Here is a 20301-nt window from a genome sequence, read left to right as displayed (position 1 = left end):
GGGACGGGCGTGCGGAGGACGATCGTGGCGGGGCTGGCCTCGTGCCTGCTGCTCGCCGGTTGCATGGACTCCGGCCGTACGAGTGGCCAGGCCAGCAGGCTCCCGGCGCCGTCGCACGGCTCCACCTCGACCGACGGAGGCCTGGGCGGCCTGAGGACGTACTACCGGCAGCGGCTGGACTGGTCGAGCTGCGGCGACGACCAGTGCGCCTCGCTGCGGGTGCCGGTCGACTACGCGCACCCGGGTCGCGCGAGCGTGCAGCTGCGCGTCGAGAAGGCCGCGGCCACGAGCGGCAAGCCGATCGGGTCGCTCGTCGTCAACCCCGGCGGCCCCGGTGCCCCGGGCGGCTACCTGGCCGCGGACGCCTCCAGCTACTTCGCCAAGCCGCTGCGGGCGGCGTACGACATCGTCGCCTTCGACCCGCGCGGCACCGGCAAGTCCGACCCGGTCGACTGCCTCACCGACGCCCAGGTCGACCAGTACGTCGCGGAGAACCCGGAGCCGTCGACACCCGCCGAGATCAGGGCGTACGCCGCCGAGGGCCGCACCTTCTGGAAGGGCTGCCGGCAGCACTCCGACGCGCTGGTCAGCCACGTCAGCACCGTCGACGCGGCGCGCGACATCGACATCCTGCGCGCCGCGCTGGGGCAGAAGAAGCTGGACTACCTGGGCTTCTCCTACGGCACCAAGCTGGGGGCGACGTACGCCGAGCTGTTCCCGAAGCAGGTCGGCCGGATGGTCCTCGACGGCGCCGAGGACCCCGCGCTGTCGACGCGGGAGAGCGCGCTGCACCAGGCCGCCGGCTTCGAGACCGCGCTGCGCTCGTACGTCGGCGCCTGCGTCGCCAAGGGCGGCTGCTTCCTCGGCCCCACCGTGTCCGCGGGCCTGGCGAGGATCTCCGGGCTGCTCGACTCGATCGCGAAGAAGCCGCTGCCCACGAAGTCGGGTCGCGAGCTCACCGTCGGCAACGCGTTCTACGGCGTGATCGCGCCGCTCTACCAGCGCTCGGAGTGGTACGCCCTGGACGCCGGCCTGCAGCAGGCGTTGCAGGGCAACGGCACCATCCTGATGGTGCTGTCCGACGCCTACTCCTCGCGCAACACCGACGGCACCTACGCCGACAACGGTATCGAGGCGATCGGGGTGATCAGCTGCCTGGACGACCCGTGGGCCATCGCGCCCGACAAGGTGCCCAGCCAGTACCCCGCCTTCGAGAAGGCCTCGCCCACGTTCGGGAAGGTCTTCGCCTGGGGCCTGACCTCCTGCTACGGCGACCCGTTCCGCAACACCGACCGGCCCGGGCTGAGGATCGACGGCGCCGGCGCCCCGCCGATCGTGGTCATCGGCACCACCCGCGACCCGGCCACGCCGTACGAGGAGGCCGTCGCGCTCGCCCACGAGCTGCGGTCCGGGGTCCTCGTCACCCGGGACGGGGACGGCCACACCGGCTACGACAAGGGCAACTCCTGCGTCGACGACGCGGTGCACCGCTACCTGATCGACGGCGTCATCCCGCAGGACGGTCTGCGCTGCTGATCATCGGCGCGAGCCGCGCGGTCCCGATTCGGACCGTTCCGACCCGGCTCGGTATGCTTCCCCGGTCCGTCGACTCGTCGGCGTACGCCGCCTTAGCTCAGTCGGTAGAGCGAATCACTCGTAATGATTAGGTCGTCGGTTCGATTCCGACAGGCGGCTCGGACAGCCGGGCCCCGCAGCTCCTCGGAGCGGCGGGGCCTGTTCGTTGCTCCGGGCGCTCAACCGTCGAGGCGGTCCAGCAGGGCCTCGGCGCGGGCCCGGAGGTCGTCCATCTCGACGAGGATGTCGCGCAGCGCGGCGATGTCGTCGCGGACCTCGCGACGGCGCTCGCCGCCCTCGGCGATCCGGACCATCTCGCCCGGCTCCCAGCCGAGGGCGGTCTCGATGGCGCGCTGGCTCGTCTCGCCGACGAGGTTGGCGCCGCGCTCGACCTCGGCGACGGTGCGCAGCGACAGCCCGGCGGCCATCGCCAGGTCGGCCGAGGTCCTCATGCCGAGCGCGCGGCGACGGGTCCGCACCGAGTCGGCGAGACGAACGAGATCCATCCCCGTATCGTCCCAGACCGCCTCACTCCTGGGGAGGACACAGGCAGAACGGGTGCCCGTCGGGGTCGAGCATGACCCGCCACGACCCGCCCATCGCCTCGGCCGGCTGGGTGTCGGCGACGGTCGCGCCCAGCCCGATCGCGTGCTGGGTGGCGGCCTCGAGATCGGGAACCCGGAAGTCGAGGTGGAACTGCTGGGGGTGCTCCTGCCCGGGCCACTGCGGCCGGGAGTAGTCGGCGGCGGTCTGGAAGTTGAAGGTCGCGCCCAGCACGGACGCGGAGGCGTAGCCGTACTCCGGGTAGTCGCCGGTCACCTCACCGCCGGCGAGGTCGGCGTAGAAGCGTGCGAGCGCGGCGGCGTCGGCGGAGTCGATGGTGAAGGCGATCAGCTCGGTGATGGGGGAGGTGGTCATGGCTCCACCCTGCACCCGAGCACCGACATCACGGAGCCGTGGACCGCGAACGTGTGAGCGGACCGCGCAGCGAACGAGGTCGCGTGACCGCTCGGGCGAGCCTGCGAGCCCGGGACCGGTCGTATCGAGACCTACCCGTGCAGCCGGTCCGCGACCCCGACCGGCGAGCCTGCCGGGAGCCAGCGCTCCAGCAGGGCCCGGGAGAACAGCTGGTCGCTGACCATGTACGCCGCGCCCGTCGTACCGGAGCGCTTGCCGAGGACGGCCTTGCCCAGTCGCAGGTCGCGGGTGGCGAGGGGGAGTGCACGGCGGTAGATGGCCTCGCGGATGCTGGCGAGGAACAGGTCGCCGGAGTCGGCCACGCCGCCGCCGATGAGGATCAGCGAGGGGTTGAAGAAGTTCACGACCGTCGCCAGGGTCTCCCCGATCAGGTTGCCGGCGCGCACCAGGAGCGCGTTGCTCACCGGGTCGCCGGAGTGGGCGCCGTCGGCGACGTCGACGGCGGTGACCTCACCGTTCGCGGCGAGCCGACCCGCGAGGAAGGTGCTCCGCCCGTCGCGGGCCGCCTCGCCGCCGAGACGCGCCAGCGCGGCGCCCCCGGCGAACGCCTCGAGGCACCCCCGGTTGCCGCAGCGGCACAGCACCGCTTCGTCGTGCACGGCCGCGATGTGGCCGACGTCGCCCGCGCAGCCCTGCTCGCCGCGGTGCAGCACGCCGTTGGAGATCAGGCCGGCGCCGATGCCGGTGCCGACCTTGACGAAGAGCGCCTGGTGCTGGCCGACAGCGAGACCCGCGCGCAGCTCGCCGAGCGCCATCAGGTTGACCTCGTTGTCGACCCAGACGGGAGCGTCGTACCGCTCCTGGAAGCGCTCGCGGATCGGGTAGCCGTCCCAGCCGGGCATGATCGGCGGGGAGATCGGCAGGCCGGTGGCGAACTCCACCGGACCGGGTACGCCGATCCCGATCCCCCAGACCGGCCCGTGCCCCGGGCCGTCCGCGGCGAGCACCTCGTCGAAGAGCGCCTCCGCGCGGGCGAGGCACACCTCGGGGCCCGCGTCGATGTCGAGCGCCTCCTCCCGCTCGTGGCGCAGCGTGCCGCAGGAGAGGTCGGTGATCGCCACGCTGAGGCTCGTGGCGCCGAACTCGGCGACCAGGATGCGTCCCACCTCGGCGCGGAAGCGCACCTCGCGGGCGGCGCGGCCGCCGGTGGAGCTGGCCATCTCACCGTCCTCGACCAGGCCGAGGTCGATCAGGTGGTTGACCCGTTGGGTGACCGCGGCGCGTCCCAGACCGGCCCGGTGGGCCAGGGCCGAGCGGGTGATCGCGCCGTCCGCGCGGACGTGCCCGAGCAGGGCCGTGAGCGAGTCGAGGTAGTCGGCAGTGAGCTCGGTGACCGCGACGCCCATCGGACCTCCCATCGGACCTGCCATCGATTCTCCCGATCGAGGACCCCGGTTTATCAGATCCCGATCTTTTGTGGGCAACTCATTGACTTAAGTTTGTGATCAACCTAACTTCAACGTCAAGCAACGAAAGTGATCGTAGCGCTCAGAGAGGACGCAGGGTGGCTGACCGCATCCGTGCCGGGATCATCGGCACCGGCTTCATGGGCCGGGTCCATGCCCACGCCGTCCGGGCCGCAGGAGCCGACCTCGTCGCCGTCGCCGGGTCCTCGCCCGAGCGCGCCGGGGCTGCCGCGTCCGAGCTCGGCGCCGTGCGTCCGGCCGCCGACGCGGCCGAGCTGATCGCCGCGGCCGACGTCGACGTGGTCCACGTCTGCACCCCCAACGACACCCACCACGACCTGGCCCTGGCCGCGCTCGCGGCCGGCAAGCACGTCGTGTGCGAGAAGCCGCTCGCGACCACGCTGTCCGCCGCCCAGCAGCTCGCCGAGGAGGCGGTACGCCGGAGCGTCGTCGCCGCGGTGCCGTTCGTCTACCGCTGGTACCCGATGGTGCGCGAGGCCCGGGCCCGTGTGGTCGCCGGGGAGACCGGGCCGCTGCGGTTGCTGCACGGCTCGTACCTGCAGGACTGGCTGGCCGAGCCCTCCGACGACAACTGGCGCGTGGACCCCGCGCGGGGCGGTGCCTCCCGGGCGTTCGCCGACATCGGCGTGCACTGGTGCGACCTGGTCGAGTTCGTCACCGGCCACCGGATCACCCGGCTCGTCGCCGACGCGCGCACGATGATCCCCGAGCGCGGCGGCAACCCGGTCAGCACCGAGGACGCCGCGTCGGTGCTCTTCACCACCGACCAGGGCGCCACCGGCTCGGTCGTGATCAGCCAGGTGAGCCCGGGCAAGAAGAACCAGCTCGCGTTCCGGCTCGACGGCGCGCTGGCCGCGCTGAGCTTCGACCAGGAGGTGCCCGACGCCCTGGTCGTCGGCACGCGCCGGCACACCACCGTCGTGCCTCGTGACGCGAGCGCGCTCTCGGCCGCGGCGGCGCCGTACTCCGTCCTGCCCCCGGGGCACCCGCAGGGCTACCAGGACGTGTTCAACGCGTTCGTCTCCGACGTCTACCGCGCGATCGGCGGGCAGGTGCCCGACGGTCTCGCCACCTTCGACGACGGCCGCAGGGCCGCCGTCATCACCGATGCGGTCATGAGGTCCGCAGCGTCCGGCAGCTGGGTGGAGGTCCCTCGATGAAGCTTGGATTCCTGACCGCATGTCTCCCTGACTCCTCGCTCGGCGACATCGCCGCGTGGGCAGGGGACCACGGGTTCGCGGCGCTGGAGGTCGCGGCCTGGCCGGCGCTGGGCAACCGACCGTTCACGGCCACCCACCTCGACGTGCGGGGCCTCACCCAGGCCGGCGCCGACGACGCGCGCGCCGTCACCGACGGCCACGGCCTGGAGATCTCCTCCCTCGCCTTCTACGACAACAACCTGCACCCGGACCCGCAGGAGCGGGCCGCCATCAACGCCCACGTCCTGGAGTGCATCGACGCCGCGGCGCTGCTGGGCTGCCCGACCGTGGGCACCTTCGTCGGACGCGACCCGTCGAGGTCGGTGCGCGAGAACCTCGCCGAGGCCGAGCAGGTCTTCAAGCCGCTCGTCGAGCGGGCGGGGGAGCGCGGGGTGAAGCTCGTCATCGAGAACTGCGTGATGGAGGGCTGGCACCCCGACGGGTACCCGGGCAACCTCGCCTACTCCCCGGAGCTGTGGGAGTGGATGTTCGACCAAGGGCTCTACCTCAACTACGACCCCTCGCACCTGGTGTGGATGGGGATCGACCCGATCGAGGCGGTCCGCCCCTATGTCGCGCACATCGCGCACGCCCAGGCCAAGGACATCGAGCTGTTCCCGGAGCGGCGCAACCGCTACGGCTGGCCGGGCAGGGCCGTCGTACGGGAGGACCCGTGGGACACCGGCTGGTGGCGCTACCGGGTGCCAGGCCGCGGGCAGGTCGAGTGGGGCCGGCTGGTCGACACCCTCTACGAGCAGGGGTACGACGGCGTCCTGTCCGTCGAGCACGAGGACCCGGTCTGGGGCGGGACCCCGGACAAGGTCCGCATCGGCCTCACCGTCGCGCAGCAGACGCTCGCGCCGCTGCTGGTCGCGTAGGGAGCCCGCGATGCGCTTCCTCCTGCGACGGATCGGGTTCTACGCCCTGGCGGCGTGGCTCGCGATCACGCTGAACTTCCTGATCCCGCGGCTGATGCCGGGCGACCCGGTCCAGCAGATGTTCGCGCGGACCAAGCAGCAGGCGACGCCGGAGAGCCTGGCCGCGATGCGCGCCGCCTTCGGCGTGGACACCAGCGCGTCGTGGATCTCGCAGTACGGCACGTACCTGAAGAACGTGCTGCACGGCGACTTCGGCACCTCCATCACCTACTACCCGAGCAGCGTGTGGACCGTCATCCACACCGCCCTGCCGTGGACGCTGGCCCTGGTCGGCGCGGCGACGGTGATCAGCTTCGTGCTCGGCACCCTGCTCGGTGTCGCGGCCGCCTGGCGCCGCGGCAGCTGGCTGGACCACCTGCTCCCCGCGACGGCGTTCTTCTCCGCGATGCCGTACTTCTGGTTGGGCGCCGTGGCGATCGCGATCTTCGCCGAGAAGCTCGGCTGGTTCCCGCTCAGCGGTGCCTACGACCCGAGCCTGACGCCCAGCTTCAGCGGAGCCTTCCTCGGCTCCGCGCTCTGGTACGGCGTCCTCCCCGCGGCCACCATCGTGGTCAGCTCGATCTCGGGCTGGCTGCTCGGCATGCGCAACGTGATGATGCTGACGATCCCCGAGGACTACGTCCTCCTGGCGCAGGCCAAGGGGCTCAAGGCCCGCCGGGTCGTGTTCGCGTACGCCGCCCGCAACGCCATCCTCCCGAACCTCTCGAGCTTCGCGCTGTCCCTGGGCTTCGTGGTGGGTGGCTCGATCCTCACCGAGATCGTCTTCTCCTACCCCGGCGTCGGCTACGTGCTGCTCCAGGCCGTCAGCAACCAGGACTTCCCGTTGATGCAGGGCCTGTTCCTGATCATCACGGTGATGGTGCTGCTGGCGAACCTGGCCGCGGACCTGGCCTACGTCGTCCTCGACCCGCGCACCCGGGAGGCGAGCCGATGACCAACAGCACCTGGCAGATGCGGATCGGCGTGACCGTCATCGCGGTCTTCGCCGTGGCCGCCCTGGTCGGCCCGCTGCTCGTGGGCGATCCCAACGCCACCGACGGCCCGATCAGCGCCGGACCCTCCGCCCAGCACCTGCTCGGCACGACGAACCTCGGCCAGGACGTCCTGTCCCAGCTCGTCGTCGGAGCGCGGGGGTCGCTGCTGGTCAGCATCCTCGCCGCCCTCATCGCGATCGTGGTCGCGGTCGCGGCGGGCACCAGCGGCGCGGTGTTCGGCGGCGTGTGGGACGAGGTCCTCTCCCTGCTCACCAACGTCATGCTCGTCATCCCGACCCTCCCGCTGGTGGTCGTCATCGCCGGCTACGTCCACGACGCCGGCGGTGTGGTCGTCGCCCTGGTGATCGCGGTGACCGGCTGGTCCTGGTCGGCTCGGATCATCCGCGCCCAGGCGCTCTCCCTGCGCCAGCGCGACTTCGTGCTCGCGGCCCGCGCCAGCGGCGAGAGCGCCTTCCGGGTCGTCACCTTCGAGGTGCTGCCGCACCTGCTGCCGCTGATCGCCGCGCAGTTCCTGGGGATCGTGCTCTACGCGATCATGACCCAGGCCGGCCTGGCGTTCCTCGGCATCGGGTCGGTCACCGACTGGACCTGGGGCACGATGCTCTACTGGGCCAACAACGCGCAGGCCTTCCAGCTCGGCCAGTGGTGGTGGTACGTCCCGCCCGGCCTGGCGATCGCGGTCCTCGGCACGGCCCTGGTGCTGCTCAACACCTTCGTCGACGACTACGCCGACCGACGCAGCGGCGGTGCCTCCCTGCAGCGGCGCCGGCTGTTCCGGGCCCGGGTGGTGGCCGCGCCGGTGGCCGAGCCGATCGTCGAACCCGGCGCCGAGCCGCTCACCGAGGAGGCGGCCGTATGAGCCCCATGACCGACCAGGTGCTGCTCGAGGTCAAGGGCCTCGTGGTGGACTACGCGACCGGCACCTCCCCGGTGCACGCGGTCGACAAGGTCGACCTCACGATCCGCTGCGGCGAGGCCCTCGGCCTGGCCGGCGAGAGCGGGTCGGGCAAGTCGACGCTCGCGATGGCCGTGGCTCGGCTGCTCCGCGACCCGGCGCAGGTCGTGGCCGGCGAGGTCTGGTACCACGAGCCGATCCCGGGGGGCGGCGCGAAGCCGCCGGTGAACGTGCTGACCCTGGACAGGCGGAGCCTGCAGCGGTTCCGCTGGCGCCAGGTGGCGGTCGTCCTGCAGAGCGCGATGAACGCGCTCAACCCGGTGCTCAGCATCCGCACCCAGCTGACCGACGTCCTGCGCACGCACGAGCCGCAGCTCAGCCGCGCGGACCGCAACCGGCGCGCCGCCGAGCTGCTCGAGATCGTCGGCATGAACCCGGACCGGCTCTCGGCGTACCCCCACCAGCTCTCCGGGGGCATGCGGCAGCGCACGATGATCGCGATGGCGCTCGCGCTGCGTCCGCAGCTGATGATCATGGACGAGCCCACCACCGCGCTGGACGTCGTGACCCAGCGCCAGATCATCACCGAGCTGACCCAGCTGCGCGAGCAGTTCGGCTTCGCGATGGCCTTCATCACCCACGACCTCTCGCTGCTGCTGGAGACCGCGGACACGATCGCGGTCATGTACGGCGGCCGGCTGGTGGAGTACGCCAGCGCCGCGGACGTCTACGCGCAGCCGGCCCACCCCTACACCGAGGGCCTGCTCAACTCGTTCCCGCCGCTGTCCGGCCCGCGTCGCGAGCTGGTCGGCATCCCGGGTAGCCCGCCGAGCCTGCGCGCCCTGCCGCCCGGGTGCTCGTTCCAGCCCCGCTGCCCGCGGGCGAGCGACACCTGCGGCGTCGTACGACCCGAGCTGCTGAGCGTCGGTGGGCCACGCCTGGTGGCCTGTCACCACGACCTGGTCCGCGGCGCGACGACCGAGGAGGTCCACGCATGACCACCGTCCCCGTGCTGCAGGCCTCCGGGCTGTCGAAGTCCTTCGCGGTCGCCCGCGAGCGTGGTCGTGGACGTGGTCGCGGGCGCCGCTTCGTGAGCGCGGTCCGCGATGCCGACCTGAGCCTGGCACCCGGCGAGATCGTCGCCGTGGTGGGCGAGTCCGGCTCCGGCAAGACCACGCTCGGCCGGATGATGACCCGCCTCGAGCGACCCACCGAGGGCGAGATCCTGCTCAACGGCAAGGCCGTCCCCCGCCGCGGCACGGCGGCGCTGCGTCCGTTCCGCAAGCAGGTCCAGGTCGTCTTCCAGGACCCGTACGGCTCGCTCAACACGATGCGGACCGTCGGCTACCACCTGGTCCGTCCGCTGCTCATCCACGGCATCGTCGCGACCAAGGCGGAAGCACGTGCCCGGGCGATCGAGCTGCTCGAGCGGGTCCACCTCACGCCGGGTGAGGACTACGTCGACCGGCACCCCGGCCAGCTCTCCGGCGGGCAGCGGCAGCGCGTCGCGATCGCCCGTGCCCTCGCCTGCAACCCGCAGGTCGTCGTCGCCGACGAGCCGGTCGCCAGCCTCGACGTCTCCAGCCGGCTGAGCATCCTCAACCTCTTCGCCGAGATCGCCCGCGACGGGGCCGCGCTCCTCTACATCACCCACGACATCGCCTCGGCCCGCTACTTCGCCGACCGCGTCGTGGTCATGTACGCCGGCACGATCGTCGAGGAGGGGCCGGCCGAGGAGGTCGTCGCCGACCCGAAGCACCCCTACACGCGGCTGCTCATCGACAGCGCCCCCGACCCCGACCGGCGCGACGACGACCGCCGGCTCCCCGCGCGCGGCGAGGAGGTGGCGAGCCTGATCGCGCCGCCGTCCGGCTGCCGCTTCCACCCCCGCTGCCCGTCGGCCATGGCGATCTGCTCGGAGACCGCGCCGTCCACGACCAGCCCCGCGGAGCACCGCTCCACGGCCTGCTGGCTCTACCCGCCCGAGCCCCTCTCGCCGGCCGACGCCACGCCGGCGCGGTCCAACGGTTCCAACGAAAGGCACGCCCAATGAAGCGAACGACCCGTCGCGTCCGCCACGCCGCACTCCTCGCGGGTGCCGTGAGCCTGGCGCTCGTCACCTCCGCCTGCGGGGGAGGCTCCGGGGGCTCCTCCGCGGCCGGCACCGTGACGATCGTGAGCGGCCCCGCCGGCCCGTTCGTCCCCGGCCTGAGCCCGTTCTCCACCACGGACGGCCCCGGCATCATGAACGTCACCTCGCTCGTCTACGAGCCGCTGGTGATGTTCAACGCGATCAAGCCGACCGACGCGCCCAAGCCGTGGCTGGCCTCGGCGTACAAGTGGTCCGACGGCGGGAAGACCCTCACCTTCACGATCCCGTCCGGCCGGCAGTGGAGCGACGGCACGCCGCTGACCGCGAAGGACGTCGCCTTCACCTTCGACCTGATCAAGAAGCACCCGTCGCTCAACATCAACGGCCTGCAGTTCGCGTCGGCGTCGGCGCCCAACGACACCACCGCCGTGGTGAAGTTCGCCGGTCCGGCGTACGCGCAGCTGTACACGCTCGGCAAGGTGCTGATGGTCCCCGAGCACATCTGGTCGACGATCCCCGACCCGACGAAGTTCACCAACGACAAGCCCGTCGGGTCCGGTCCCTACCTGCTCAGCGGCATCACCGCGCAGGCCATCAACTTCGCCAAGAACCCGCACTACTGGCAGGCGGGCCTGCCGAAGGTGAACGCGGTGCGCGTCACCAGCTACACCTCGCAGAACGCGGCGATCAGTGCGATCGGGGCGGGACAGATCGACTGGAACAACGTCTTCCTCAGCAACCCCGAGCAGCAGTTCACCGCCAAGGACCCGAGCCACCGCAGCCTGTGGCTGGAGCCGGCGGGCGACATGTTCCTGTGCCCGAACACCCAGTCCGGCGCACTCGGCAACAGCACGGTGCGCGAGGCTCTGGCCTACGCGATCGACCGCGACAAGGCCGTCACCCAGGTCGAGGGGCAGTACTACGCACCCAGCGACTCGGTCACGGGTCTGCGCGAGGGCCAGACCGAGTTCATCCCGTCCGACCTGGCCTCGGCGAAGCTGACCTACGACCCGGCGAAGGTGAAGTCGCTGCTCGCGCAGGCGGGCTACAACGCCGGCAACCCGCTCAAGCTCACCCTGCTGCTGCCCAGCGAGTACACCGACTGGATGAGCCTGGGCACGCTGCTCGTCAACGAGATGAAGGCCGCCGGCATCGACGCCTCGCTGCAGGGCACGTCGGTGAACTCGTGGACCTCGGCGTACACGAACGGCAACTACCAGCTGACGATCTGCGGCCTGTTCCAGAGCAGCGGTCCGTACAACAACTTCAACTCGCTGCTCGACAGCTCGCTCACCGCGCCGGTCGGCCAGGCCGCGGTCTCCAACATCGTGCGCTGGAACGACCCGAAGACCGACCAGCTGCTCCAGCAGTACCGCTCGAGCAACGACCCCGCGGTGCAGAAGGCGGCCATCGGCGGGCTCGGCCGGATCATCAGCCAGCAGTACCCGATCATCCCGCTGATGTCGGTGTCGTCCTTCGGCTCGTACACGACCGCGCACGTCACCGGGTTCCCGACCAAGGACGACCCCTACCAGACCGACTCCATCGCGACGCCGTTCACCGAGGACGTCGTCCTCCACCTGGAGCCGGCTCAGTGAGCGACCGCGTCTACGGCACGGACCTCGTCACCTTCACCCACCCGTCGTTCTGGGGTGCACAGAGCCACGACGACGCGCACCGGGTGATGGTGGCCGACCCCCGCCGGTTCTGGGACCGCGTCCTCGACGCCTCCCAGCAGGCCGGCCTGGGCACGCTCGAGCTGACCTTCCCGCCCGCCGACGCCGCCTCCGCGGTGCGGGCGTTCGGGTCGGTCGACGGGTTCCGCGACGCGCTGGCGGCCCACGCGCTCGGCATCCACTCCAGCTACTTCGGAGCGCTCGAGGAGGACCGCGACCTCACCGACGCCGGGGTCCGCGACGACGTCCTGGCGCGGGCACGCACGGAGGTCGCGCTGCTCGCCGACCTCGGCACCCGCTACCTGGTGATGGGGCCGCCGTACCCGGACGACGCGGGAGCACGGCGTACGCCGGAGTTCGTGGCGGCCGTCGGCTCCCTGGCCGACGCGGTCGGCGAGATCGCCGCCGAGAAGGGCCTCACGGCGGCGCTCCACCCGGAGTCGTACTCGCTGTTCTGGCGGCCCGACGACGTCGCCGCCCTGCTCGACGCGACCGACCCCGCGCTGGTCGGCTTCTGCCCCGACGCCGGCCACCTCGCCGTGGCCGGGGCCGATCCCGCCGAGGTGCTGCGCGCCCACGCCGACCGCTACGCGATGGCGCACTGGAAGGACGCCACCGCGGTCGGTCCGGAGACCCCGCCCGACGACCTCTTCCCGTGGCTCGGTGAGATCTTCGTGCCGCCGGGCTCGGGCCGCGTCGACTGGTCGGCGTGGATCGACGTCCTCGGCGAGGTCTCCGACATGTCGACGGTGGTGCTCGAGATCGACGCCGCCCCCGACCCGGTCGCGGCCCTGACCTCCGCCCGGACCTACATCGACGGCCTGATCGACGGCTGAGGAAGGAAGAACGTGTCCGAGAACCAGCGCGAGGCCGACGTCCTCGTCGTCGGTGGCGGCCTGATGGGGGCGGCCGTGACCCGGCTGCTCCGCGAGGCGTCTCCCGACATCGACATCGTGATGGTCGATGCGGGACCCGACATCGGATCGATCCCGGGGCAGCACCTGCACGACTCCCCGGAGCCCGAGATCTGGGCCCGCTACAACGAGATGATGGCGTCCGGGATCCAGTCCTTCTACGTGGGCGCCTTCGACGGCGAGTTCGGCGACTCCTGGGCGGACGCGCTGCCCGGCATGTACGCGATCGGCCAGCTCGGCGAGGACGCCGACGAGATGCCCGGCGCGGCCCTGGGCTGGAACGCCGGCGGCATGAGCGTCCACTGGAGCGCGGCGACGCCCTCGCCGCCCGCCGACGAGGTGCCGGACTTCATCCCGCCCGCGGAGTGGGCCGCCGACCTGGAGCGGGCCAAGAGGCTGCTGCGGGTGCACGAGGGTCCGTACGAGAAGTCCGACGTCGCCACCGCGATGCGGGCCCGGCTCAACGAGGTGCTCGCCGCCGACCTGCACCCGGAGCGTCCGGTCCGCGACATGCCGATGGCGCTGCAGCCGCGCGCCGACGGCCTGCTGGAGCGCACCGGCCCGAACGTGGTGCTCCCCGCGATCAGCAGCGGCGACGACCCGAGGTTCGAGCGGCACGCGTCGTGCCAGGCGCACCGGCTCGAGCTGGACGGCGATCGCGTCGTCGGTGCCTGGGTGCGGCGTCTCGGCGAGGAGACCGAGACGCTCGTGCGGGCCCGGGTCACGGTCGTCTGCGCCGACGCGATGCGCACCCCGCAGCTGCTGTTCGCCTCCGGCGTGCGCCCTGCCGCGCTCGGTCGTCACCTCAACGAGCACGCGACGCTCAGCGGCCAGACGCTGGTCGACCTCGAGGCGCTCGGGGTGTTCCCCGACGCCGTACCGGCACAGCAGCCGGGGGAGTACGCCGTGGCCCAGTACTGGGTGCCGCCCAACGGCGACGTGCTCCCGGGCATGGGTCAGATCTGCGACATCGTCTACCGCGACGACGACGACGCCTTCCTGGCCTACGGGTGCGGCCTGAGCTTCTACGTCCGCACCGACGTGGATCCGGAGAACCGGCTGGAGTTCCTTGAGGACGAGACGGACGGGTTGGACATGCCGCGCATCCGCGTGCACTTCCGCTACTCGTCGGACGACCTCGCCCGCATCGAGCGGGTGCGCGAGGTCCAGCACCGGATCGGCCGCGCGATGGGCACCTTCGATCCCGAGAAGGACTCCGGGATGCTGGCGCCGGGCGCGTCGCTGCACTTCACCGGCACGGTCCGGATGGGACCCGTCGACGACGGCACCAGCGTGTGCGACGTCGACGGGGCGGTGTGGGGCACCGAGGACCTGTACGTCGCCGGCAACGGCGTCATCCCCACGGCCATCACCTGCAACTCCACGCTGACCGGGATGGTCACGGCGGTGCGGACCGCCCGGGCGGTCCTGGCCCGCCTCACGTCCGGAGGCTCGCGCGGCTGAGCCCCGCGCCGAGCGCACCGCTGCGCCCTGCATCGACCTGATCGATGCAGGGCGCAGTTTTTGTCTGATGGACAGATGACTCGGATCGCCTCACTGTGGGACGCATCACGAGCTCGACCCGAGGAGAACCAGCATGGGGACGACCCACCCGACCGACGCCCGCGGCGAGGCTGTCGAGCAGCGCACCATCGAGCACATCCCGGTGACCGAGCGGCACGGGAAGGCGTCCCAGCTGTTCACGATCTGGTTCGGCTCGAACATCATGCTGCTCACGGTGGCCACCGGCGTGCTCGCCACCGTCGTCTACGGGCTGCCGATCTGGGCGGCCGTCCTGGCGATGGTCATCGGCAACGTCGTGGGTGGCGTCGTCATGGCGCTGCACGCCGCGCAGGGGCCGCAGATGGGCGTGCCGCAGATGCTCCAGACCCGGGCGCAGTTCGGTTCGTACGGCAGCCTGCTGGTCGTCACGATCGTGGTGCTGATGTACACCGCGTTCTTCGCCTCCAACATGGTGCTCGGTGGCCAGGCGCTCGCCGAGCTCACCCCGCTCGGGGAGACGCCGGCGATCGTCCTGGTCGGGATCCTCGGCGTGGTGGGCGCGATCTACGGCTACCGGGTCATCCACGCGATGGCGGGCGTCCTCAGCCTGCTCGCCGGGGTCGCGCTGCTCGTCGGGTTCTTCATGCTGCTGGTCGTCGTCGGCATGCCCGCGGGGAGCTGGAGTGCCGGCGCGTTCTCGTGGGCCGGCTTCATGGGCACCGTCTCGCTCGCGGCCCTGTGGCAGATCGCCTACGCGCCGTACGTCTCGGACTACACGCGCTACATGCCGCGCGACACCGGTGTCCGTGCCGCGTTCTGGGCGACGTACGCCGGCTGCGTGCTCGGCTCGGTCCTCCCGATGATCTTCGGCGCCATGGTCGGCGCGGCCTGGCCGGAGCTCGACACCGTCCACGAGGTGCACCACGGTGGCGGCGCGCTCGGCGGCGTGGTGCTCGCCGTCTTCGCGCTCAGCATCGCGGCCACCAACGCGATGAACCTCTACTGCGGCGCACTGTCCACGCTCACCATCGGCCAGACGGTCCGCCCGTCGTGGCAGCCGCAGGCGCGGATGCGCAGCGTCGTGTCGGGACTGATCTTCGCTGTGGCGCTGCTGATCGCGCTGTTCGGCAAGGGCAACTTCCTCGACAACTTCGAGAACTTCATGCTCCTGCTGCTCTGCGTCCTCATCCCGTGGACCGCGGTGAACCTCGTCGACTACTACCTGATCCGACACGGCGAGTACGACATCGACTCCCTCTTCCAGGCCGACGGCGGTGTCTACGGCCGGCTCAACGTCCCGGCCGTGGCCTGCTACGCGATCGGCATCCTGGTGGAGATCCCGTTCCTGTCGACCTCGCTCTACACCGGCCCGGTGGCGACCTCGCTGGGCGGCGTCGACATCTCCTGGATCGTCGGCCTGGTCGTGATCTGCCCGCTCTACTACGTGTGGGTGCGGGCGCTCCGGGGTGCGCCGACCCACGCCGCCCCGTCGGTCGTGGCGCCGGTGGAACAGGCGTGAGGTCGTACGACGTCGTCGTGGTCGGCGGCGGGACGGCGGGCTCGCTGCTCGCCACCCGCCTCGCCGAGCGCGGTCGCGACGTCGCGCTCGTCGAGTGGGGTCCCGACGACGAGCACGAGCCGCGCGCCCGGGAGCTGCGGCGCTGGGACGAGATGCTCGAGGGCGAGTACGACCTCGACTACCGCTCGGTGCCGAACGAGCGCGGCAACTCGCACATCCGGCTGGCCCGGCTGCGGATCCTGGGCGGCTGCTCGACGGCGAACACGATGATCGCGTGGAAGCCGCTGCGCGGCGACCTGGAGGAGTGGGTCGCGCTCGGCGCCGAGGGCTGGGGCCCGGACGACCTCGCTCCCCTCTACGACCGGTTGCGTACGCCGATACACCCGGTCGCCGAGGCCGACCGCAACCCGTTCGTGGCCGACGTCGTCACCAGCGCGGCGAAGGCGCTCGGGGTGCCGGAGCGCGAGCGGTGGAACGACGGGCGGCTCGACGAGGACGCGAGCGGGGCAGGCTTCTTCGAGGTCGGCTACACGCCCGAGACCAACCTGCGCTCGTCCACCTCGATCCACTACCTGCACCCGGCGCGAGCCGCGGGCACCGGACCGACGGTCCTGACCGGGCTGCGGGCGCTGCGGGTCCTCGTCGACGACGCACCGGAGGCACCGGTGGCGTGCGGCGTCGTGGTCCGTGACGCCGAGGGCATCGAGTGCGAGATCCACGCGTCCGAGGTCGTCCTCTGCTGCGGTGCGATCGACTCGCCCCGGCTGCTCCAGCTCTCCGGCATCGGCCCGGCGCCCGTGCTCGAGCAGGCTGGCGTGCCGGTCGTCCTGGACCTGCCCGGCGTCGGTGAGAACCTCCAGGACCACGTCGAGGGGCTCGTCGTCTGGGAGGCCAGGCGCACGCCGCCGCCCACCTGCGCGAGCGGCTGGGACGCCGGCGCCATGGTGCGCCTGGACGCCACGAACCGGCCCGAGGTGATGATGCACTTCCCGGTCGAGCCGTGGGCCGTGCACGCCGAGCGCCACCGCGCCGAGACCGGTGCCGCGCCGCTGCCGTCCGCGATCCTCTCGATCGCGCCCAACGTCGCGCGCCCGCGGAGCCGTGGCCGGCTGTGGATCGGGTCGGCCGACCCGGACGCCGCCCCGCTCATCGACTACCGCTCGTTCACCGATCCCGAGGGCCACGACGAGGCGATGCTGCTCGCCGGCGTCCGGCTGGCCCGCGAGATCGCGCAGCAGGAGCCGATGGCCTCCTGGCTCGGCCCCGAGGTGTTCCCGGGCGCGGAGGTCCAGGGCGACGACGAGCTCTCGGCGATCGCTCGCGCCACCCACCAGACCGTCTACCACGTCAGCGGCACGTGCCGGATCGGCGCGGCGTCCGACCCGGCCGCGGTCGTGGGGCCGGACCTGCGGGTGCACGGGATCGCCGGCCTGCGCGTCGCCGATGCCTCGGTGTTCCCGACGCTCACCTCCGTCAACCCGGTCGTCACCGTCATGGTGGTCGCCGAGCGGGCTGCCGACCTGATCACCGAGGAGTCCTGATGGTCGACACCGTCGTCGTCAACGCGGAGGTCCACGGCCATCCGCACGCCACCAGCGTCGCCGTGACCGACGAGCGGATCACCGCGATCAGCGCGGAGCCCGTCGCCGCGGGGCCGCACACGGACGTGATCGACGCGCAGGGCGCCACCCTCCTCCCCGGCTTCGTCGACGCCCACGTCCACCCGTTCCCCGGCGGGCTCCAGCTGCTCAGCTGCGACCTGTCGGGGCTGCGGCACAGCGTCGACGTCTACGCCGACGCGATCCGCCGCTACGCCTCCGAGAACCCCGGGACCGAGTGGATCTCCGGCACCGGCTGGTACGGCGACACCTTCCCCGGCGGGCTGCCCACGGCCACCCTGCTCGACACGATCGTGCCGGACCGGCCGGCCGTGCTCGTCAGCCACGACGGTCACGGGGTCTGGGCCAACTCCCGTGCCCTCGAGCGGGCCGGCATCGACGACCGGACCCCGGACCCCACGAACGGCCGGATCAACCGCGACGCCGACGGCCGGGCGACCGGCGTGCTCGTGGAGCGGGCGGGCGACCTCGTCACCGACCTGCTGCCCGCGCCCACCCGCGAGACCGCCGAGCGGGCCCTGCTCGAGGGGCAGCGCTACCTGCACAGCCTCGGCATCACGTCGTGGCAGGACGCCTGCCTAGGCCCGCTGTTCGGGCTCCCCGATCCGTTCCCCCTGTACGTCGCCCTCGCCGAGCGCGGCGAGCTGACCGCCCGGGTCGTCGGCGCCCAGTGGTGGGAGCCGACGGACGGACTGGACCAGGTCGAGCGGATGGTGGACCGCCGGACGACGGGCGCCGTCGGCCGGTTCCGCGCCACCACGGTCAAGGTGATGCAGGACGGGATCTGCGAGAATTGCACCGGCGCGATGCTCAGCCCCTACAGCGGCAACCCCAGCCACGGCACGGGGCTGTCGTTCATCGACCCCGAGGAGCTCACGGCCATCGCGCGGGCCCTCACCGCGGAGCGCTTCCAGATCCACCTGCACGCGGTCGGCGACCGCGCGGTCCGGGAGTGCCTGGACGCGCTGGAGGGGGCGCACGGGCCGACGAGCGCTGACCTGCGGCACCAGATCGCGCACCTCGACGTCGTCGACCCCGCCGACGTCCCCCGCTTCGCGGAGCTCGGGGTGATGGCCAACCTGCAGGCGCTGTGGGCCCGCCGCGACGCGGAGATCGTCGAGCGCAAGCTGCCGCTGCTCGGGCCCGAGCGCGAGCACCGGCACTTCCCGTTCGGCGACCTGCACCGGGCGGGCGCCCGGTTCGCGATGGGCAGCGACTGGCCGGTGACGTCGCCGAACCCGTTGTGGGCGATCCACACCGCGGTCACGCGCACCGCCCCGCCCGAGGACCCGCACGGGTACGCCGGTCCGGAGCGCGCCGAGCCGCTCGAGCCCGAGCAGGCGCTGGACTTCGAGACCGCCCTGCGCGCGTACACCGCCGGATCGGCGTACGCGAACGGCATGGAGACCGAGGTCGGGACGATCGAGGTGGGCAAGCTGGCCGACCTCGTCCTCCTGGACCGACCCGTCCTCGCCGGCCGGGACTACAGCGGCGCGCTGCCGGTCCTCACGATGGTCGGCGGCGCCGCCGTCCACCGGGCCGACTGACTGCATCGATTCAATTGAAGCAACATCACCGAAACATCTGTTGGACAGGACTAATGGTCGCGAAGAAGGATCGCTCCATCAGCTGCACGGAACGTGCAGGACTCGGCGTGGAGCAGTGGAGGTTGTGATGTCGGAGGTCGAGACCGAGGTCCTCGTCGTGGGTGCCGGCCAGGCCGGTGTCGCGATGAGCGAGCACCTCGGTGAGGCGGGGATCCCGCACCTGGTGGTCGAGCGGAACCGGATCGCCGAGCAGTGGCGCACCGGCCGGTGGGACTCGCTGGTCGCGAACGGACCGGCCTGGCACGACCGCTTCCCCGGGCTGGAGTTCGTGGACCTGGCGCCCGACGCCTTCGCTCCCAAGGAGCAGGTCGCCGACTACTTCGTGGCGTACGCCGAGAAGATCGCGGCCCCCATCCGGACCGGCGTCGAGGTGCAGTCGGTGACCCGCCACGAGGGTCGGCCGGGCTTCCGCGTGCAGACCTCCGACGGCGTCATCCACGCCGGCTCGGTCGTCGCCGCGACCGGGCCGTTCCAGACCCCCGTCTACCCGCCGATCGTCCCGGCCGACGCGCCGGTGCACCAGCTGCACTCCAGCAGCTACCACAACCCGGAGCAGCTCCCCGAGGGCGCGGTCCTCGTCGTCGGCGCCGGGTCGTCCGGCGTGCAGATCGCCGACGAGCTGCGGCGCTCGGGACGCGAGGTCTACCTCTCCGTCGGCCCGCACGACCGGCCTCCGCGGTCCTACCGCGGCCGCGACTTCTGCTGGTGGCTGGGCGTGCTCGGCCTGTGGGACCTCGAGACGCCGCCGGCCGGCGCCGAGCACGTCACCATCGCGGTGAGCGGAGCACGCGGCGGCCACACCGTCGACTTCCGCCGGCTCGCGGAGACGGGCATCAACCTGGTCGGCCTGACCGCGTCGTACGCCGACGGGGTGGTGACCTTCTCCCCGGACCTGGTGGAGAACGTCGCCAACGGCGACGCCAGCTACCTGGCGTTGCTGGACGCGGCCGACGCCTACGTGGAGCGCAACGGCCTCGACCTGCCCGAGGAGCTCGAGGCCCGGGTCATCGGTCCGGACCCCGCCTGCCTCACCGACCCGACCCTCGAGGTCGACCTGGCCGCGGCCGGGATCACCACGATCCTGTGGGCGACCGGCTACCGGGCCGACTACGGCTGGCTCGAGGTCGACACCTTCGACGAGCGCGGCCGTCCGATCCACCGCCGCGGCGTCTCGAACGAGCCGGGCATCTACTTCCTGGGCCTGCCCTGGCTGTCGCGCCGCGGCTCCTCGTTCATCTGGGGCGTGTGGCACGACGCCAAGCACATCGCCGGCCACATCAACACCCAGCGCAGCTACCAGGCCTACGACGAAGCTGCCCGTACCGCCGCCCGCGCCTCCGCCCGCACCCCGCAGATCTGAGGAA

At 72.0% G+C, this 20301-nt stretch carries 17 protein-coding genes and 1 tRNA gene; 15 read left to right on the top strand and 3 right to left on the bottom strand.

The genetic code is table 11. The features are described 5' to 3' along the window. The first annotated feature begins 9 nt into the window (after window positions 1–9). Window positions 10–1536 (top strand): alpha/beta hydrolase, encoded by a 1527-nt coding sequence (locus ACYVAQ_RS01895; protein ID WP_460786747.1) that lies wholly within the window; start codon window positions 10–12, stop codon window positions 1534–1536. Between the two features lie 86 nt (window positions 1537–1622). Beyond that, a tRNA-Thr gene (locus tag ACYVAQ_RS01890) sits at window positions 1623–1695 on the top strand. 59 nt (window positions 1696–1754) lie between these two features. Here ACYVAQ_RS01890 and ACYVAQ_RS01885 read toward each other — a convergent pair. The 3 genes from ACYVAQ_RS01885 to ACYVAQ_RS01875 all read right to left on the bottom strand — a co-directional run bounded on the left by ACYVAQ_RS01885 (window position 1755) and on the right by ACYVAQ_RS01875 (window position 3923). After that, complete coding sequence (locus ACYVAQ_RS01885; RefSeq protein WP_460786746.1) at window positions 1755–2081, bottom strand: helix-turn-helix domain-containing protein; 327 nt, start codon at window positions 2079–2081, stop codon at window positions 1755–1757. A gap of 22 nt (window positions 2082–2103) precedes the next feature. After that, complete coding sequence (locus ACYVAQ_RS01880) at window positions 2104–2493, bottom strand: VOC family protein (RefSeq protein WP_460786745.1); 390 nt, start codon at window positions 2491–2493, stop codon at window positions 2104–2106. Between the two features lie 131 nt (window positions 2494–2624). After that, entirely contained in the window at window positions 2625–3923 is a 1299-nt protein-coding gene (locus ACYVAQ_RS01875) for an ROK family transcriptional regulator (protein WP_460786744.1), read from the bottom strand. 71 nt (window positions 3924–3994) lie between these two features. Here ACYVAQ_RS01875 and ACYVAQ_RS01870 point away from each other — a divergent pair, with 71 nt between their 5' ends. The 13 genes from ACYVAQ_RS01870 (at window position 3995) to ACYVAQ_RS01810 (ending at window position 20297) form a co-directional block, all read left to right on the top strand. Then, on the top strand, window positions 3995–5140 hold the full coding sequence (locus tag ACYVAQ_RS01870; protein WP_460786743.1) for a Gfo/Idh/MocA family protein: 1146 nt from the start codon (window positions 3995–3997) through the stop codon (window positions 5138–5140). Beyond that, the gene (locus ACYVAQ_RS01865) at window positions 5137–6057 is read left to right on the top strand and encodes a sugar phosphate isomerase/epimerase family protein (RefSeq protein ID WP_460786742.1); all 921 of its coding nucleotides are present in this window, start codon (window positions 5137–5139) and stop codon (window positions 6055–6057) included. The genes ACYVAQ_RS01870 and ACYVAQ_RS01865 overlap by 4 nt, the downstream gene beginning before the upstream one ends. Before the next feature lie 10 nt (window positions 6058–6067). Continuing rightward, window positions 6068–7051, top strand: a complete 984-nt coding sequence (locus ACYVAQ_RS01860) for an ABC transporter permease (RefSeq protein WP_460786741.1) — start codon at window positions 6068–6070, stop codon at window positions 7049–7051. Further along, window positions 7048–7971 (top strand): ABC transporter permease, encoded by a 924-nt coding sequence (locus ACYVAQ_RS01855; RefSeq protein ID WP_460786740.1) that lies wholly within the window; start codon window positions 7048–7050, stop codon window positions 7969–7971. Before ACYVAQ_RS01860 ends, ACYVAQ_RS01855 begins: the two co-directional genes overlap by 4 nt. After that, window positions 7968–9005 (top strand): ABC transporter ATP-binding protein, encoded by a 1038-nt coding sequence (locus ACYVAQ_RS01850; RefSeq protein WP_460786739.1) that lies wholly within the window; start codon window positions 7968–7970, stop codon window positions 9003–9005. Before ACYVAQ_RS01855 ends, ACYVAQ_RS01850 begins: the two co-directional genes overlap by 4 nt. After that, a complete protein-coding gene (locus ACYVAQ_RS01845; protein WP_460786738.1) occupies window positions 9002–10060 on the top strand; it encodes an ABC transporter ATP-binding protein in 1059 nt (352 codons plus the stop codon). Before ACYVAQ_RS01850 ends, ACYVAQ_RS01845 begins: the two co-directional genes overlap by 4 nt. Next, the gene (locus tag ACYVAQ_RS01840; protein WP_460786737.1) at window positions 10057–11697 is read left to right on the top strand and encodes an ABC transporter substrate-binding protein; all 1641 of its coding nucleotides are present in this window, start codon (window positions 10057–10059) and stop codon (window positions 11695–11697) included. Before ACYVAQ_RS01845 ends, ACYVAQ_RS01840 begins: the two co-directional genes overlap by 4 nt. Next, a complete protein-coding gene (locus ACYVAQ_RS01835) occupies window positions 11694–12611 on the top strand; it encodes a sugar phosphate isomerase/epimerase family protein (protein WP_460786736.1) in 918 nt (305 codons plus the stop codon). Before ACYVAQ_RS01840 ends, ACYVAQ_RS01835 begins: the two co-directional genes overlap by 4 nt. Window positions 12612–12623: 12 nt before the next feature. Beyond that, window positions 12624–14153, top strand: a complete 1530-nt coding sequence (locus tag ACYVAQ_RS01830) for a GMC oxidoreductase (RefSeq protein ID WP_460786735.1) — start codon at window positions 12624–12626, stop codon at window positions 14151–14153. 133 nt (window positions 14154–14286) lie between these two features. Beyond that, entirely contained in the window at window positions 14287–15711 is a 1425-nt protein-coding gene (locus ACYVAQ_RS01825) for a purine-cytosine permease family protein (RefSeq protein WP_460786734.1), read from the top strand. Then, complete coding sequence (locus ACYVAQ_RS01820; RefSeq protein WP_460786733.1) at window positions 15708–17252, top strand: GMC family oxidoreductase; 1545 nt, start codon at window positions 15708–15710, stop codon at window positions 17250–17252. The genes ACYVAQ_RS01825 and ACYVAQ_RS01820 overlap by 4 nt, the downstream gene beginning before the upstream one ends. Next, window positions 17252–18877, top strand: coding sequence for an amidohydrolase (locus ACYVAQ_RS01815; protein WP_460786732.1), 1626 nt, complete (start codon window positions 17252–17254; stop codon window positions 18875–18877). The genes ACYVAQ_RS01820 and ACYVAQ_RS01815 overlap by 1 nt, the downstream gene beginning before the upstream one ends. 127 nt (window positions 18878–19004) lie before the next feature. Then, window positions 19005–20297 (top strand): flavin-containing monooxygenase, encoded by a 1293-nt coding sequence (locus ACYVAQ_RS01810; protein WP_460786731.1) that lies wholly within the window; start codon window positions 19005–19007, stop codon window positions 20295–20297. The last annotated feature ends 4 nt before the right edge of the window (window positions 20298–20301 follow it).

This window comes from Nocardioides maradonensis (assembly GCF_054777115.1).
Note: the sequence above shows the minus strand (reverse complement) of the source record. Positions and strands in the feature narration are given on the sequence as shown.